Below are 16,465 nucleotides of genomic sequence, written 5' to 3' on the forward strand. Positions count from 1 at the left end.
ATGCAAATCGTTATCACCGGCGGCGCCGGATTCCTCGGCCAGCGCCTGGCCCGCAGCCTGCTTAAACAAGGCAATCTGCCCGACCGCGATGGCCAATTGCAAACCATCAGCAAGATCATCCTGGTCGATGTAGTCGCCGCAAACGGCTTCGACGATGCTCGTATCGAGCAGATCACCGGCGACATCACCGACAGCGCCTTGCTGGAACGCGTCATCACTACCCAGACTGCTGCCATCTTCCATCTGGCGGCGATTGTCAGTGGCCAGGCCGAAGCCGATTTCGATCTCGGCATGCGCATCAACCTGGACGCTTCGCGTCTGCTGCTGGAACGCTGCCGCGCCTGCGGTCATGTGCCACGTGTGATTTTCACTAGTTCGGTAGCCGTGTTCGGCGGCGTGCTGCCGGCGGTGGTGCAGGACCACACCGCTCTCAATCCACAGTCGTCGTACGGCACCCAGAAGGCAATTGCCGAGCTGCTGCTCAACGACTTCAGCCGCAAAGGCTTCGTCGATGGTCGCGTGCTGCGCCTGCCAACCATCAGCGTACGGCCAGGCAAGCCGAACCAGGCAGCGTCGTCGTTTGCCAGCGGCATCATCCGTGAACCACTCAACGGCCTACCTTCGGTCTGCCCGGTAGCGCCGAATGTGCGCCTGTGGCTGCTATCGCCACGCAAGGTGATTGCCGCTCTGATACACGGCTATTCGCTGTCGGCCGATGCATTGGGTAAAAGCCGCACCATCAATTTGCCGGGCATCTCGGTCACCGTCGCCGACATGGTCGCGGCGCTGGAACGGGTTGCCGGAAAAGACGTGGCGGCACGCGTGGAATGGAAGCACGATGCGGGCATCGACAGGATCATTTCAAGCTGGCCGGGCGCCTGGGATGCCAGCCGTGCCAACGCCTTGGGCTTCACCGGCGACAGAAGCTTCGATGATGTGATTCGCGCCTATATCGATGATGACTTGCCGGCGGCGTAAATACATGCCATCGGCCAAATAAAAAAGCGGCGCCGGGGGGACGGCGCCGCTACAAATCGGCTGTATGAGGAGACTCAAAAAGCCGAATTCACACTTTCTCCATATCGCGCAAGCGCATCAGATCGCCCAGCCACCTGCGTAAAACGCTGCCAGTGCGACGGCAATCGCCACGGTGCCGACGTTCAGCTTGCGATATTCACCGGCGACGATGCGACCGATCACCAGGGTGCAGAAGCCCAGCATGATGCCGGTCACGATATTGCAGGTCAGCACGATGAATACGGCGCATACCAGCCCAGCCATCGCGTCGACGGTATCATCCATGTGCATCCGGCTGACGCTGCTCAGCATCAGCAAGCCGACATACATCAATGCAGGAGCGGTTGCGTACGACGGCACCAGCCCGGCCAGCGGCGAGAAGAAAATCACCGCCAGGAACAACACGCCAACCACGACTGCCGTCAAGCCTGTCTTGGCGCCGGCAGCGGTGCCAACGGTAGATTCAATATAAGCAGCAGCCGGAGCACCGCCGAACAGGCCGGCAAAGATCGAGCTGAGCGAATCTGCAGTCAGCGCCTTGCCGCCATTGTGGATGTATCCCTTTTCATTGACTTGCCCGCCTGGCCGGCGACAGCACGGATCGTGCCGGTGGCATCGAACACTGCCGTCATCACCAGCGCCAGAACGCTAGGCAGCACAGCCATGCTCAATGCGCCCTTGATATCCATCGCACCGATCAGCGAGGCATGGCCTGGAGCGCTCAATGCAGGCCATGCAAACACACCGGTGTACTTGACGGCTGGATCGAAAATCAGGCCGACGACCGACAGGGCGACAATGACCAGCAGGATGCCGCCCGGCACGCGACGACGCTCAAGGCCGAAGATCGCAGCCAGGCCGATGACGCTCATGACGACAGGAAATGCTGTGATATGGCCGAGTGCTACCGGCAAGCCGTCACCGGCGTTCTTCACCACCAGGCCGACTTCGTTCGACGCGATCAACAACAGGAACAGGCCGATGCCGACGCCAGTACCATGCGCAACCCCAGCCGGCAGATTTTGCAGAATCCAGGAACGTACGCCAGTCACTGAAATCGCGGTGAACACCAGTCCCATCAGAAACACTGCGCCGAGCGCAACGTTAGGCGACAGGCCTTTTCCCAGCACCAGGCCGAAGGCGGTGAAGGCGGTCAGCGAAATCGCGCAACCAACCGCAATCGGCAAACGCGCCCACAAACCCATCAGTAGCGAACCGAAGGCAGTCGTCAGACACACGGCAACGAACACCGCGCTGACATCAAAACCAGCCTTGCCCAACATGCCGGGTACCACGAACACGGAGTACACCATAGCCAGGAAAGTGGTGATGCCGGCAACAACCTCACGGCGCTGAGTGCTGCCGCGTGCGCTGATCTGGAAATATTGATCTATTTTGCTTTCGCTGACAGCGATCGCCTCTCCCATGCCCTGGGTGGGCTGGAGTTGTTGTTCAATCATGATCGAATTGCTCCTATGTATATCCGCTGAAGCAGCCGTCACGCGGCTATCGTCAGGGTGTCTCGTCTTATGTTTTGTTCGAAGAGCCAGTTACCAGTATCCCAACCCCTTGGTAACTGCACTGCCGGTCAAATGAATGCAGATAGTTGAACCTGGCGAACAGAGCTTATGGCATTGGGTAGGTCAACCCATCATTTGAGTTGAATAGCTGCCATTTGCATTTTCATATGCGCAAAAAATGATCAGTATCAATCCGACAACATCGGACCCGGTGGCGGCGGTACGGTAAGATCACCACTTTATGACTTATGCCCCGCCGACATGAAAACCTGCCATTTTCGCGCCATTTCGGCCCGCATGTTAACCGGCCTGCTGGTGGTCTTGATGCTTTGCCTGCTGCTGACACACAGCGCCCCAGTTCATGCAGCGCCGGCTGCCGCAACCACGGCAGGCGCCAGCGCCAGCACACCTCCAGCCGCGCCAGCCGCTCCCGCATCGCCGCTGGACTCGCTGTCCAAGGTCTTGCAAAGCTCGCCTGGAACCGGCAGCCTGGTAGCTACGCTGATCCAGGCTGAGCAACAAAACAGCAAAACCTCGCCGACGCAAAAGGGCTTCATCGGACTAATCTCCAATAGTCTCGGCACCTTCCAGACGCACCTGCAGCAGGTGATCACACCGGAAAAATACTGGCGCCAGCAATTCGCGCTGGCCGGGCAGGATTTGTCGACCATACTGGAGCGCCAGGACTCTGAAACCGGACTGCAGGCATTGGCCAATTTTCTGGAAATGCTGGCATTGTTTGGTGTTGTCGCTTTCGCGATTCAGCACATCGGCAGGCGCGTGCATCAACACTTCAAGGTCGATGTCGCCCTGCCGTCCGACCCCAGCATGAAGGAATTGCTGCTGTACATCCTGCGCCATATCGCGCCGATCCTGCTGGCCCTGGTGGTTGTCATCTCGGTGGTGATCAGCCTAGAACCGTCGCTTGGCCGCACCCTGGCTACGGTGCTGCTGTACACATTGATCGGCGGTCGCCTGTTCCAGGCGGTGTGCGCCATCATCTTTTCACTGACGCATGGCGGCCATCGCATGGTGGCCGTGCGCATTCTGTATCAACGCGCCTGGAAACTGCTGTTTGTCATCGGCTGCACCGGCTGGCTTGGCGATGTGCTCGACAATCCGCAAGTCAACGAAATTATCGGCGTGCACCTGTCCAGCGTAGTGGCGACCTTGTCGAGTCTGGTCGCAGCAATCCTGGGGGGCGTATTCGCGTTGCGGTTCCGGCGTCCGGTGGCGCATATCATCCGCAACCGGCCACTGGAAATCCGTCGCAATCATCCTGCGCGCATGGAAACACTGGAGGTCATCGCCGCGCTCTGGTATGTGCCGATACTCCTGTTGAGCATCACGGTCAGCGTCGCCACCATCCTTGATCTGTCCAGCAGCAATTCCGCGCTCAACCATGCCTTGGGCAGCGTCGCTCTCATGGTTGCCACATTCTTCATCAACGCCCTGCTGCGGCGGATACGCAACCGCAAGGCGGCGCCCGTCCCTTTGCGCCGGCAATCGCCTTATATCGAGCGCCTTAAGAATGTCGGTTTCAGCCTGCTGCAACTTTGCCTTTGGATCGGTTCCTTTGAGTTGCTGACCAGGATCTGGGAGCATTCGCTGCTGGAGTTTGCGAACGCCACCCTGATCGGCCAGATGATCGTCTCCGCGATCGGCAAGATCGGCGTCACGCTGGTGGTAGCGTGGCTGGTCTGGATCATGCTCGACACCTTCATCCAGGAAGCGATCAATCCTAGCCGCACCAGCCGCTATTCGCGCCGCAATCCGAGCACTCGCATGCGCACCATCCTGCCACTGCTGCGCAATGCGCTGATGCTCACGATCCTGACGATAACGGCTATCACCACTCTCGCCAATCTCGGCATTAACGTCACGCCGCTGCTAGCTTCGGCCGGCGTGGTCGGTCTGGCGTTCGGCTTCGGTTCGCAATCGCTGGTCAAGGATCTGATCACCGGCGTCTTCATCCTGATGGAGGATTCAATGTCGGTCGGTGATTGGGTCGACGTCGGCAACGGCCATGCCGGCACGGTGGAAAACCTGACTATCCGCACGGTCCGTCTGCGCGACAGCAACGGTTCGGTGCACAACGTCCCCTTTTCGCAAATCACCGCCATTCGAAACGATTCCCGCGAATATACTTACGCCACGCTGAAACTGAACATTACCCACGATTCGGATGTCGACCAGGCGCTGCGCCTGATGCGCGAAACCGGCGCCGAAATGCTGGAAGACCGCCGCCTGCGTCGCCTGTTGCTGCAACCGATCGAAATCTACGGCGTCAACGGTTTCGACCTGAATGGCGTAGCGCTGCTGGCCGGCATCCGCACCAAGCCGCAAACCCAGAGTGAAGTCACGCGCGGCTTTAACCTGCGCATCAAGAAGAAAGTCGACGACGAGCCGACTGTGCATTTTGCCAACGAGTGGGCGAACTTCCCGCTGACTGCAGTGGGACAGCCGGCGCCGGCGGAGTCCGGTGCACCGGACTTGCCGGCCACCGGCGCCAAGACTTGATGAAGATTATTTAATGCGGCAGCTTAGGAGCCAGTAATACTCCAGACGCAAGATGCGCAACTCGCGGGTGATCGGCGAGAGCTTCTTGCGCAAGCCGCTGTCGGTGGGGAAATTCTTCATGATTTCGTAACGCTCGCCGTTGGGTAAGGTACGGAATTGATAGGTATTACCCTCGGCATCGGTGCGTGCAATCGGCGTGCTGACTTCTTCCACGTAGCTGTTGTCGATCATCACCAGCAGGATGTCCTTGCCGAGTTTCTCACGCAGCTTGGCGATGAATTTCACCTGGTCCTGGCGGCCGACGTGCGACCACCAGAATCCCAGGAAGCAAGCGGTGAACTGTCGTTCCGGCTGAAAATCATTGATGTCCTGTAGTGCAAAACTGACCGTGTCGGCTGGCAGATTCTTGGACTTGGCCAACGCGATCATCTCTGGATTGATGTCGGTCGCCAACACAGAATTAGCCGATGCAGCAATCTGTTCGGTCCAGAATCCAGTGCCGCACGCCAACTCCAGCACATCATGGCCTTCCATCAACTCCTGCACGCGCACCTGCAGCGTCAGCAATTCATCCTGACGCTCCGGGCGCTGGTAAATCTCTTCGTAAGTTGCGGCACGTTTGGCGTAGTAAGCCGCCATATCAGTACTAATCATTTTTCCGACTCATTTTCTAATTTTTTAACTTCCATTTTTTCAATATTCTCGACCACTGCCGCTGCTGCCGTCCGATAACGCTCCGACAGCGCGTCATATAGCGGCGGTGCGAAGAACCGCGAGACGCGGCTGGCAATCAATGCCGTCGCCATCAGCGAGATTACCAATGCATGGCCATTGATCATTTCCATCACGATCACGAAAGCCGTGATCGGCGACTGCGTGACCGCTGCCAAGTATCCCACCATCGCCAACGCAATCAGCATCGGCAGCGACGTATGGTCGAACAACTGGTGCAACAGGTTGCCGAAGCCGGCGCCGATCGACAGCGACGGTGCAAAAATACCGCCCGGAATGCCCGGCAGATAGGACGACACCATCGATGCCATTTTCAGGAACGGGTAAAACACCGACAGATGCTGCTGTCCTTCCAGTACGCCCTTGGCTTCGACATAACCACTGCCGAAGGTCGCACCGCCGGCAATGATGCCGATGACCGCTACCAGTAAGCCGCATGCGGCGCCGAATGCGATGGGACGCGCCACGCGGAAATCTCTGACCTGGGCCGGAATCCAGCGCGCGGTATTCAACAGCAGCCAGCAGAATATGCCGCCTGCAACCCCTGTCACCACCCCGGTCACCAGCACTGCCAGCGCCAGCATGTCGGTCAACCTGGTATCGATGTTGATCGTGCCGAAATAGGTGTAATTGCCGTTCAAGCCAAGCGCCACCGCACCGGCGAAGATGATCACGGTAATCACGACGCCGCTGGCCCGATGCTCGAAACTGCGCGTCAGTTCCTCAATCGCAAACACGATCCCGCCAACGGTGTATTGAACGCGGCCGATAAACCGGCTGCCGCGCCTGCCAGTATCAGGCGCCGCTCCAGCGCCGCGCTGGCACGTGGATATAAGCGCCGCAAGTTGAACATCAAGGCCGCCCCGACCTGTACCGTCGGCCCTTCACGGCCGATGGTAAAGCCACCCAGGATGCCGACAAAAGAAATACCGATCTTGCCCATCAGGATTTTCATCGACAGCAGCGACTGGCCGCGCCTGGTGGTGTCCTCTTCCAGCGTCGCGATCACCTGCGGGATGCCGCTGCCTTCGGAACCGGGAAAATAACGGCGCGTAGCCCACACGCAAAAGGCGCCGATCGCCGGCGTGATGAACAACGGCAACCAGAAGTGCGATTGCTGCATCGAGCGAAACAAGCCGAAACCGACATCCATCAGCCAGGCATACAGTACGGCGACCAAGCCAACCAGCACCGCCCCCATCCACAAAATGCCGTATTTACGCCAGGCACGCCGCACCTGGCGCAGCGTCTGATCGGAAAAACTGGGGGGGAGCGGATTCATTGGATTTGCGCGCAAAGACATGATTATAAATTATCCCCGCACCATTCCCGCCAAATTGACCATCGGTATATCGATCAAGACGGCGCGGAAGTCGCACGTCAACGCCACAAAAACATAACAAAAATATAATTTAACATCAGGTTTGAACGATGTGCTCACAGAGCAACAGGCTGTCTAGATGTGATAATTTTTGAGCCAGGCTTTGATGTTTTTGATATCTTCAAATGCCAGCAAATCGCTCTTGAGCGCATTGATGTTTTGCCGGACGTCCTTGGTCGCACTCTTCAGGTGACGCATCGCCAGCGCCGGCGACATCGCCTCTTTCTGATCGAAGTTGAAGCGCATCCGGAACTCTGCCTCCAGCCCGGCGATCTCGTCACGCAGTTCCGCTGACTGCTCGGTCAACACCTTGCTGTAGTGCCGCAGGTGCTGCTCCGACAAGGAATTGATGCGACTCTGGTCGATCTGCTCGATTTCCAACTGAAGCTCCAGCAAGCCGAGCAGATCTTTCTTGTCATAGGCGATATTCACTCTTTGCATCAGTGCTGTCTTGCGCAAGCGTTCCAGCGGATCCTGCTCGCGGTCGGGATGCAAGGCGCTTGCCAGCTTGCGATAGACTTCGCGCACTGACTGGCTGGCGTTTTGCAGTTCTTCCTGTTGCTTGGCCTCTTTGGCGGCAGCCTTGGCCGACTTCTTGCGTTTTGAGGCGTGCTCGCGCGCATATTCCGTCGACGCATGGCGGTCGCTATCTGCCTCTTGCTCGGATGCCTCGAAATCATCCTGCGGCCCTTCCGCTGCGTCGACATCGGCACCGCCATGCATGCGGTAGATTCGTTTCAAATCTGCAGCGTCGCTGTCGCCAATGATGACGGTTCCAACTGAACAGATGATGTGGCTGATTTTTTCCTGGTCATGCCGGCTCAAGCCTCTCACCGAATACGCATCGTCCAGCAAGCGCACCAGCTGCGCCAACAGCCGGTGATAGCTGCGCATCAGGGGCTGGTATTGGCTGACATAGTGTTGCTGATGCAAAGGAATCATTTGCTGCCAGGCAGCCAGCAGCTGGCGCTCGGTCTCCAGTTTCTTGAGCAGCGCATTGAAGCTCTTCTGCGCTGGCGACAGGCTGGCCTGACCATGCTGTTCGACGACATTGAGCGCCTTGGTGTCTGTTTTTTTCATCGCTTGCGTTACTGCTTGTCAGGGTGTGATTTTTCGGATGAAAAATAAGCTTGAGGGCGCGATTATAAGTTGCGGCGGCCGGCGCGCAGCAGAAACCGGCCAAGGGGCGTATGATCTTGTCTGCGCAATAAGTATCAATCCGTATCAAGCTGAAACTCCAAGCTGTGCCTAACAGCAATCAATTACAGACTCCATGCACTGTTCCACCAACCGGCGACTCCGCCGATAAACAACAATATGGCTATCCATTCTGCCTCTGCTCACTCGAGCGACCAGGTTTTACCTTTCCGTGAATCACTGCTTGCCATGCTCGGCATCGCCTTTGTGGTGATGTTGGTGGCGCTCGACTCAACCGTGGTCGGCACCGCGTTGCCGACCATCGTTGCAGAATTGAAAGGCTTCGACCTGTATGCGTGGGTCGCCACCTCATATCTGCTGACTTCTGTGATTACCGTGCCGATATTCGGCCGACTCGGCGACTACTATGGTCGAAAACCGTTCGTGCTGGTCTCAATCATCCTGTTCACTGCCGCCTCAATCCTGTGCGGCATGGCGAACAGCATGCTGTGGCTGGTGATTGCGCGCGGCTTACAAGGCATCGGTGGCGGCATGCTGGTCGGCACAGCATTCGCCTGCATCCCCGACCTGTTTCCCGGCGCCCATGTGCGGCTGCGCTGGCAGGTTCTGATGAGCACGGCATTCGGCATCGCCACTGCGGTGGGTCCCTCGCTAGGCGGCTTCCTGACCCAATACTGGGGCTGGCGCTGGGTGTTCTATGTCAACCTGCCAGTTGGCGTGTTGTCGCTGTTCTTCGTCTACAAATACTTGCCGCACCTGCGCCACACCCACCCGGACGCCAAGATCCGTCTCGACTGGCCTGGCGCGTTGCTGATCACTGCGGCGCTGGGCTGTCTGCAGCTGTTTGTCGAAATGCTGCCCAAGCACGGCCTGTCGCTGGCAATGCTGGGCCTGCTGGCGGCCAGCGTCGTAGCGTTCATCGCGCTCTGGAAATGGGAACATCACACACCGCAACCGATCCTGCCGTTCGACCTGCTGTTCGACAAAAAATTGTCGACGCTCTTCCTGCTGTCTGTGCTGAGCGGATTTTCCATGTTTTCGTTGATGTTCTACGCACCATTGCTGTACCAGGGCGGTTTCGGCCTGTCGCCGCAGGAGGCCGGCCTGCTGATTACGCCGCTGGTGGCTTGCATCATGGTCGGCAGCATTTCCAATGGCCGCATCATCACCAAGCTCAAGAATCCAAACATTATGCTGTATGTCGGGTTCTCGTTGCTGGCGCTATCGTGCCTCGGCGTCGTGATATCGAACCGCTGGACCTCACATGGCGTCATCGCCGGTTTCATGCTGGTCGGCGGATTGGGCCTTGGCTTCATCCTGCCTAACCTGACCATTTTCATCCAGCAGGAAGCTGGTCGTGAACACCTTGGCATCGCGACAGCACTGATGCAATCGCTGCGCATGATCGGCAGCATGCTTGGCACCGCGATCATCGGCACACTGATCAACCACATGTACGCCGGAAGCGTGCATCAGGCATTGAGCGAACAAAAGGCGGACGACTGGTTCAGCAGTTTTTCCGATCCGCAGATCCTGATCAGCCACGACACCCAAACCACGGTGCTGGCGCAATTGGCAAGCGCCGGCCACCAGGGCCAGTTGTTGCTGGTAGCTGCGCGCGAAGCCTTGATCGGCGCCATTCACATGGGTGTCGGACTGGCCGTGATCGTGACCGTGACAGCCCTGTGGCTGGTGCGCAGAGTGCCTGCCATCACCTTGCACAGCAAGCTCGAACCGGCTGTCGTCGCTGAATAATCGTATCGTTCATCCGGACATTTCCCGTCCGGACAATACCTACAAACGGTTACATCTCACACTGTATCGAAGCACATGTAGCAAGATGTTGATGGCATTCTGAAGTCCTGGTAACTCAAACAGGAAAGAAGGCCAAAATGAAAAAGCTCATCGGACTCGTAGTGCTCGGCGTCACCTTGTGTACCGCCGTTACCGGCTGCGTCGTCGTGCCTGCACGCGGCTATTACGCTCCCCACCCTTATTACTACCGCTACTAGCCGAAGCCATCGTTCTACTTTTCGTCATACAAAAATAATCACGGAGCTATCATGAAATTGATCCACAAACTCACACTTTCCCTACTGCTGATTCCGGCCGTCATCCCGCTTGCCGCGCAAGCCGACGAACCAGGCCACCACGGCGCCTATCAGCATGCGCTGGCCGACCTGCACGCAGCCCGCTGGCTGATCGACCATCGTCCCGGCGACAATTGGGAAATGGGCCGAAACGAGCAAGTAGCCTTGTCCGAAATCGATGCCGCCACGCGTGAAATCACTCAGCTTGGAGAGTACGTCGGCAAAGATATGTATCGCCAAGAACGTCCCGACGCCAACCTGGACCACCGCGGCCGCCTGCATGACGCCGCCGATGCCTGGCCCGCGCCCGCAACGACGCCGCCCAACGCGAAGACGACCCACGCGTGCTAGAGCTGCAGCGTCATGCGCTGCATCGTATTGAGGTGGCGTTGCATGCGACGGAAGATGCGATGCGGGATGCTGGTTATTAAGTAACGGCTAAGAAGCATTGAGTGCCACGGTGTGCACTCCGTGGTTCGTTAAATGGGGTCAGAGCTGCGCGGGAAGTGTAATTTTCGCAAAAACCGCGAAAAAAAACTCCGACCCCATTTAACTGCTCGGGGTTGGTTTTGATGCTGTTGTTGGTTTTGATGTTGCTTTTGAATTGGCTTTTGACGTTGCCGTTGCTTTTGACTTTTCGCATGCTGACGTTGCCAAATGAGCCGGGTGACAGTCGGGAATGATGGGACACATGTTTGAGCGCAGCGAGTTTGTGTCCCATCCGACTGGCGCGCGGCTCATTTGGGGACCCGCCGAAGGCGGGCAACGGCTGTGCGATCGCCTTTCTTTGCTTACTTTCGGGCGCCCGGCTAGGGGCGAAGCAAAGAAAGTGAGCGGCTGCCGGGCCGCCCCCGGCAAGCCCCCACGGAGTAGCAACAGTATTAAGTAACGATGATCGCCAGTTGTAGATGCACCACCGCACTCACTCCGTAGGCCGTTAAAAGGGTCTGAGTAATTTTCGGCGAAACCCTGCCGAAAAAAAACTCTGACCCCATTTAACTCTGCCCTATTTAACTAGTTGCCATTTAGCTGCAACAGCGCATGACCGACGATCCTACAACTCGTACATATCCTTCTCGCCATTCATCACCTGCTCGATCAGCTTGCGATTCATCGTCGGCGCCAGCAACTCGATGAAGGTGTAGACATAACTGCGCAGATAAGCCCCCTGCTTCACCGCAGCACGCGAAATATTGCTGCCAAACAGATGCCCGACCGGAATCGAACGCAAACCACTGTCCCTCTCCGCATCGAATGCCATGCCAGCAATAATGCCCACTCCCATACCCAACTCGACATACGTCTTGATGACATCGGCATCAATCGCCTCCAGCAACACATCCGGCTTCAAGTTGCGCAAGGCAAATGCATGATCGATCTTGGTACGGCCGGTGAAGGCGCTATCGTAGGTAATCAACGGGAAAGCCGCGATCTCCTCCAGCGTGATCGCCTTCGACTGCAGCAAAGGATGATCCGGCGGCACCACCACCACATGTTCCCATTGGTAGCAAGGCAAGGTCACCAGGCCATCGGCGTTGACAATTGCCTCGGTCGCCAAGGCCAGGTCAGCCTGGTCGTTACGCACCATGTCTGCCACTTGCTTCGGGTTGCCTTGCAGCAAAGACAAGCGCACTTTCGGGAATTTCTGGGTAAACGCCTGTACCACCTTGGGCAACGCATAGCGCGCCTGGGTATGCGTGGTGGCAATCGTAAAGCTGCCGCTGTCATGCGCCGCGTATTCATTGCCGATGCGTTTCAGGCCGTCGATCTCCTGCATGATCAGTTCGACCGATTTCAGCACCGCCCTGCCCGGCTCGGTCAGACCGCGGATCCGCTTGCCGTGCCGTGTAAAAATATCAACACCAAGCTCCTCTTCCAGCTCGATGATCGCCTTGGAAACACCTGGTTGCGACGTATATAGCGCCTTGGCGGCCTCGGTCAGATTATAGTTTTGCCGCACTGCCTCGCGAACAAAGCGGAACTGATGGAGATTCATGACTTTTCCTTGGTTTTCTATTTTCACTATTTCTATACAAGAATCTGCTCAATATTCCCAACAATAAAATTGGCAAAAAGACAAATCCGGGACCAGACAGCAAACGCATTTGCCGTATTTACATATATCAAATGCGCATATAAGCAAATAAATAGTCTGTAGTTGGAGATAGATGTGAAGTTTATTACGATTCTGGGTGTTTAGTACGAGGTGATATGACTGTTTCTTATGTAGTGAGCGGTTTTGCCGTCGGATTACTAGTGGGATTGACCGGTGTCGGCGGCGGATCGCTGATGACGCCGCTATTGACGCTGCTGTTTGGCATCCATCCCAGCGTGGCTGTGGGTACCGACCTGGCATTTGCGTCGGTGACCAAGGTCGCCGGTACCGTCGCTCACCGCTCGCGCGGCACCGTACGCTGGGACATCGTCAAACGGCTGTCGCTCGGCGCGTTGCCGGCAGCTATCGCCACTGCATTGATACTCAAATACCTTGGCGGCATCAGCGCTGAAATCGGCCAGGTGATCCGCTACTCGATCGCCGTCTCGGTGCTGCTGACCGTGATCGCTCTGCTGTTCAGGGGCAAGCTGCAAACATGGCTGAATGCGCATCCGGAAAGGCATTTACGCGGCCGGAACCTGACGCTTGCAACCGTCTTCGCCGGCGTGGTGCTGGGCGCCCTGGTGACGATGTCGTCGATCGGCGCCGGTGCAGTAGGTGCGACCATCCTGGTGTTACTGTATCCGCGCCTGACGCCGGCAGAAGTTGCCGGCACTGACATCGCCTACGCAGTACCGCTGACCGCGATTGCGGCGCTCGGTCACTGGTGGCTGGGATCGATCGACTGGAGCCTGCTTGGATCGTTGCTGCTCGGCTCGGTGCCAGGGATCACGCTCGGCTCGCTGGCGGCGCGCGCGGTACCGGAAAAATTTCTGCGCGGCCTGCTGGCAGTGACATTGACCAGCGTCGCAGTAAAGTTGATTTACTGAGTTACCAAGGGACTCGCAACAAGAGTCCCAGCATCTATTGATAAAGGCGTGGTGAGGCTGGCCACAACCCATAAGGAAGACGAAGATGTATCGCTACGATCAATATGATCACCAGATAGTCAAGGAACGCGTCGCCCAATACCGCGACCAGGTACGGCGCCGCTTGTCCAATGAATTGGCGGAAGACGAGTTCCGCATCCTGCGCCTGCAAAATGGCCTGTACATGCAGCGCCATGCCTATATGCTGCGGATTGCCGTGCCTTACGGCCTGCTGTCGGCACCGCAAGTACGCAAGTTCGCCCATATCGCACGCAAGTACGACCGCGGCTACGGCCACTTCACCACGCGCCAGAATATCCAATTCAACTGGATCAAGCTGGAAGAGTCGCCAGATATCCTGGCCGAACTGGCAACCGTGGAAATGCACGCGATCCAGACTTCCGGCAACTGCATCCGCAATATCACTTCCGACGAACTGGCCGGCGTGGCCGCCGACGAAGTGATCGATCCGCGCCCGTACGCCGAAATTCTGCGCGAGTGGAGCACCTTCCACCCCGAATTCGCCTATCTGCCGCGTAAATTCAAGATCGCCATCAACGGCTCCGAGGAAGACCGCGCGGCAACTGCCGTGCATGACATCGGTCTGGCAATGGCCAGGAATCCTGCCGGCGACATCGGCTTTCGTGTGATGGTTGGCGGCGGCATGGGCCGCACCCCGATCATCGGCAGCGTGATCCGCGAGTTCCTGCCATGGCAGCATGCGCTCACCTACCTGGAAGCGATCCTGCGCGTGTACAACCAGCACGGCCGCCGCGACAACATCTACAAGGCACGTATCAAGATCCTGGTGAAAGCCATCGGCGCCGAAGAATTCGCGCGCCAGGTTGAGGCAGAATGGATCGACATCAAGGACGGCCCGGGTACGCTCACCGTCGAAGAACTGCAGCGCGTGGCCCAGTATTTCACTGCGCCTGCCTACGAGACATTGCCTGCGACCGATACGGGTTTCGAAACCCGCAAGGCCGAGGATAAAGCTTTCGCCAATTGGATCAAGCGCAACGTCAAGGCGCACAAGGTTGCCGGTTATGCGGCAGTCATCCTTTCCCTGAAAAAGACCGGTGTCCCACCGGGCGACCTCACCGCCGACCAGCTCGATTTCGTCGCCGACCTTTCCGAACGCTACAGCTTCGGCGAAGTGCGCGTCACACACGAACAAAACCTGGTGCTGGCCGACGTCAAGCAAAGCGAACTGTTCGCGCTCTGGCAGGAAGCCAAGGCACAGGGCCTGGCAACTCCAAACATCGGTTTGCTGACCGACATCATCTGCTGCCCCGGCGGCGATTTTTGCTCGCTGGCCAACGCCAAGTCGATCCCGATTGCGCAAGCCATCGCCGAGAAATTCGACAACATCGATTTCCAGCACGACATCGGCGATATCGAGCTGAACATCTCCGGTTGCATCAACGCCTGCGGCCACCACCACATCGGCAACATCGGCATCCTCGGTGTCGACAAGGATGGCGCCGAGTGGTACCAGGTCTCGATCGGCGGCGCGCAAGGCAACAACACCAGCATCGGCAAGATCATCGGCCCGTCGTTCTCGGCACACCAGATGCCGGCTGTGATCGAACGCCTGCTCGACGTCTACGTCAAACAGCGCACCGAAGATGAGCGCTTCATCGACACCGTGCAACGCATCGGCGTTGCACCGTTCAAGGAATTTGTCTACGCAACACCGATCCTGCTGGATCAACCGCATGGAGAGGATGCCTGTGTCTAATTCTGAAATCATCAAGAACCGCGCAGTCGTCGCCGACGACTGGACCGTGCTCCGCCTCAGCGAAGGCGATACTGCCGACAGCGTCACCATCCCGGCCGGCAAAGTGATCCTGCCGCTGGCGGTGTGGCAAGCCCGCCGCACCGAACTGCAGGGGCGCACGCCGCTGGGCGTATGGCTCAACAGCGACGCCCAGGCTGATGCGATCAAAGACGATCTGGAACAGTTCGAAGTCATCGGCATCAACTTCCCGATCTTCACCGATGGCCGCGGCTATTCCATCGCCTTCAACCTGCGCACCCGCTATGGCTACGCGGGCGAATTGCGCGCGATTGGCGATGTCCTGCGTGACCAGTTGTTCTACATGCAGCGCGTCGGCTTCAACGCATTCGCTGTCCGTGCCGACAAGAACATCCATGATGCATTAAAGGGATTGACCGATTTCTCGGAAAAATACCAGGCTTCGTGGGACGAAAAAACACCGCTGTTCCGTCGCGTACAACGCCAACCGGTTACACAGGATTGATCATGAGCAGCCCGGCCTTATCCCTGCACGATCTGATCGCCGCAACCAAGGCGACCCTGGAAAAAATCGCGGCCGAATATGCACCCGCGGCATTTGCCTCCAGCCTGGCGGCCGAAGACATGGTGCTGACCGATTTGATCCTGCGCAACCAACTGCAGGACAGGATCGGCATATTCACCCTGGAAACCGGACGCCTGCATGCCGAGACGCTGGCATGCTCGATCGCATCAAGCAAACCTACGACTACGACGTCACGCCGTATCGGCCGCAACCGGAAGCCGTGGCCGCCTATATCGAACAGAACGGCCTGAATGCGTTCTACGACAGCATCGACATGCGCAAGGAGTGCTGCCGCATCCGTAAGATCGAGCCACTGAACCGCGCCCTGGTCGGCAACAAGGCCTGGATTACTGGTCAACGCCGCGCGCAATCGCAAACCCGCGCCGAACTGCATGTGCAGGAACACGACGCCGCGCATGGAATGGAAAAATTCAATCCGCTCGCCGACTGGTCGGAAGACGACGTCTGGCAATACATCCGCAGCAACAACGTGCCGTACAACCCGCTGCACGACAAAGGTTATCCGTCGATCGGCTGCGAACCTTGCACCCGTGCGATCCAGCCGGGAGAAGATGTGCGCGCCGGCCGCTGGTGGTGGGAAAACCCGGAATCGAAGGAATGCGGCCTGCATGTGGTCGACGGCAAATTGATCCGCATCAAATCCGTCGCACAGCCGAACACCTGAACCATCGCACCTTT

At 57.8% G+C, this 16,465-nt stretch carries 10 protein-coding genes and 3 pseudogenes; 8 read left to right on the forward strand and 5 right to left on the reverse strand.

The window, feature by feature from the left end; genetic code table 11:
• Positions 1 to 978 carry a D-erythronate dehydrogenase gene (denD, locus tag CAter10_RS16505; protein ID WP_061534267.1) on the forward strand — a complete coding sequence of 326 codons (978 nt, stop codon included), beginning with the start codon at positions 1 to 3 and terminating at the stop codon, positions 976 to 978.
• A 117-nt stretch (positions 979 to 1,095) separates the two neighbouring features.
• Here denD and CAter10_RS16510 read toward each other — a convergent pair.
• Positions 1,096 to 2,444 (reverse strand): annotated as a pseudogene (locus CAter10_RS16510) (NCS2 family permease).
• Positions 2,445 to 2,798: 354 nt separating this feature from the next.
• On the opposite strand from CAter10_RS16510, the gene CAter10_RS16515 reads away from it, so the two are divergent.
• Positions 2,799 to 5,057, forward strand: a complete 2,259-nt coding sequence (locus CAter10_RS16515) for a mechanosensitive ion channel family protein (RefSeq protein ID WP_061534268.1) — start codon at positions 2,799 to 2,801, stop codon at positions 5,055 to 5,057.
• A 6-nt stretch (positions 5,058 to 5,063) separates the two neighbouring features.
• Here the strand turns inward: CAter10_RS16515 and CAter10_RS16520 are convergent, their stop codons facing one another.
• From CAter10_RS16520 to CAter10_RS16530, 3 genes and pseudogenes are all read right to left on the reverse strand, one after another.
• On the reverse strand, positions 5,064 to 5,711 hold the full coding sequence (locus CAter10_RS16520) for a class I SAM-dependent methyltransferase (protein ID WP_061534269.1): 648 nt from the start codon (positions 5,709 to 5,711) through the stop codon (positions 5,064 to 5,066).
• Positions 5,708 to 7,092, reverse strand: a pseudogene (locus CAter10_RS16525) (chloride channel protein). The gene CAter10_RS16520 and the pseudogene CAter10_RS16525 overlap by 4 nt, the downstream one beginning before the upstream one ends.
• 153 nt (positions 7,093 to 7,245) lie before the next feature.
• Positions 7,246 to 8,250: a hypothetical protein gene (locus tag CAter10_RS16530; protein WP_061534270.1), complete on the reverse strand. Its 1,005-nt coding sequence runs from the start codon at positions 8,248 to 8,250 to the stop codon at positions 7,246 to 7,248.
• Positions 8,251 to 8,487: 237 nt separating this feature from the next.
• On the opposite strand from CAter10_RS16530, the gene CAter10_RS16535 reads away from it, so the two are divergent.
• Positions 8,488 to 10,083 (forward strand): MDR family MFS transporter, encoded by a 1,596-nt coding sequence (locus tag CAter10_RS16535; protein WP_061534271.1) that lies wholly within the window; start codon positions 8,488 to 8,490, stop codon positions 10,081 to 10,083.
• Positions 10,084 to 10,391: 308 nt separating this feature from the next.
• On the forward strand, positions 10,392 to 10,769 hold the full coding sequence (locus CAter10_RS16540) for a hypothetical protein (protein WP_061534272.1): 378 nt from the start codon (positions 10,392 to 10,394) through the stop codon (positions 10,767 to 10,769).
• 703 nt (positions 10,770 to 11,472) lie between these two features.
• On the opposite strand, the gene CAter10_RS16545 is transcribed toward CAter10_RS16540, so the two are convergent.
• A complete protein-coding gene (locus CAter10_RS16545; protein WP_061534273.1) occupies positions 11,473 to 12,414 on the reverse strand; it encodes a CysB family HTH-type transcriptional regulator in 942 nt (313 codons plus the stop codon).
• Positions 12,415 to 12,629: 215 nt separating this feature from the next.
• Here CAter10_RS16545 and CAter10_RS16550 point away from each other — a divergent pair, with 215 nt between their 5' ends.
• The 4 genes and pseudogenes from CAter10_RS16550 to CAter10_RS16565 all read left to right on the forward strand — a co-directional run bounded on the left by CAter10_RS16550 (position 12,630) and on the right by CAter10_RS16565 (position 16,451).
• On the forward strand, positions 12,630 to 13,403 hold the full coding sequence (locus tag CAter10_RS16550; RefSeq protein WP_061534274.1) for a sulfite exporter TauE/SafE family protein: 774 nt from the start codon (positions 12,630 to 12,632) through the stop codon (positions 13,401 to 13,403).
• A gap of 85 nt (positions 13,404 to 13,488) precedes the next feature.
• Positions 13,489 to 15,183 carry a nitrite/sulfite reductase gene (locus CAter10_RS16555; RefSeq protein WP_061534275.1) on the forward strand — a complete coding sequence of 565 codons (1,695 nt, stop codon included), beginning with the start codon at positions 13,489 to 13,491 and terminating at the stop codon, positions 15,181 to 15,183.
• Positions 15,170 to 15,706, forward strand: coding sequence for a DUF934 domain-containing protein (locus CAter10_RS16560; protein ID WP_061534276.1), 537 nt, complete (start codon positions 15,170 to 15,172; stop codon positions 15,704 to 15,706). Before CAter10_RS16555 ends, CAter10_RS16560 begins: the two co-directional genes overlap by 14 nt.
• Positions 15,707 to 15,708: 2 nt before the next feature.
• Positions 15,709 to 16,451, forward strand: a pseudogene (locus CAter10_RS16565) (phosphoadenylyl-sulfate reductase).
• Positions 16,452 to 16,465: the final 14 nt, after the last annotated feature.

It is taken from the genome of Collimonas arenae (assembly GCF_001584165.1).
In the GTDB taxonomy this organism is placed as follows: domain Bacteria; phylum Pseudomonadota; class Gammaproteobacteria; order Burkholderiales; family Burkholderiaceae_D; genus Collimonas; species Collimonas arenae.

Bases quoted from the DNA above. Each gene is read 5' to 3' on its own strand.
- denD (WP_061534267.1), top strand. From the start codon at position 1: ATGCAAATCGTTATCACCGGCGGCGCCGGATTCCTCGGCCAGCGCCTG.
- CAter10_RS16515 (WP_061534268.1), top strand. From the start codon at position 2,799: ATGAAAACCTGCCATTTTCGCGCCATTTCGGCCCGCATGTTAACCGGC.
- CAter10_RS16520 (WP_061534269.1), bottom strand. From the start codon at position 5,711: ATGATTAGTACTGATATGGCGGCTTACTACGCCAAACGTGCCGCAACT.
- CAter10_RS16530 (WP_061534270.1), bottom strand. From the start codon at position 8,250: ATGAAAAAAACAGACACCAAGGCGCTCAATGTCGTCGAACAGCATGGT.
- CAter10_RS16535 (WP_061534271.1), top strand. From the start codon at position 8,488: ATGGCTATCCATTCTGCCTCTGCTCACTCGAGCGACCAGGTTTTACCT.
- CAter10_RS16540 (WP_061534272.1), top strand. From the start codon at position 10,392: ATGAAATTGATCCACAAACTCACACTTTCCCTACTGCTGATTCCGGCC.
- CAter10_RS16545 (WP_061534273.1), bottom strand. From the start codon at position 12,414: ATGAATCTCCATCAGTTCCGCTTTGTTCGCGAGGCAGTGCGGCAAAAC.
- CAter10_RS16550 (WP_061534274.1), top strand. From the start codon at position 12,630: ATGACTGTTTCTTATGTAGTGAGCGGTTTTGCCGTCGGATTACTAGTG.
- CAter10_RS16555 (WP_061534275.1), top strand. From the start codon at position 13,489: ATGTATCGCTACGATCAATATGATCACCAGATAGTCAAGGAACGCGTC.
- CAter10_RS16560 (WP_061534276.1), top strand. From the start codon at position 15,170: ATGCCTGTGTCTAATTCTGAAATCATCAAGAACCGCGCAGTCGTCGCC.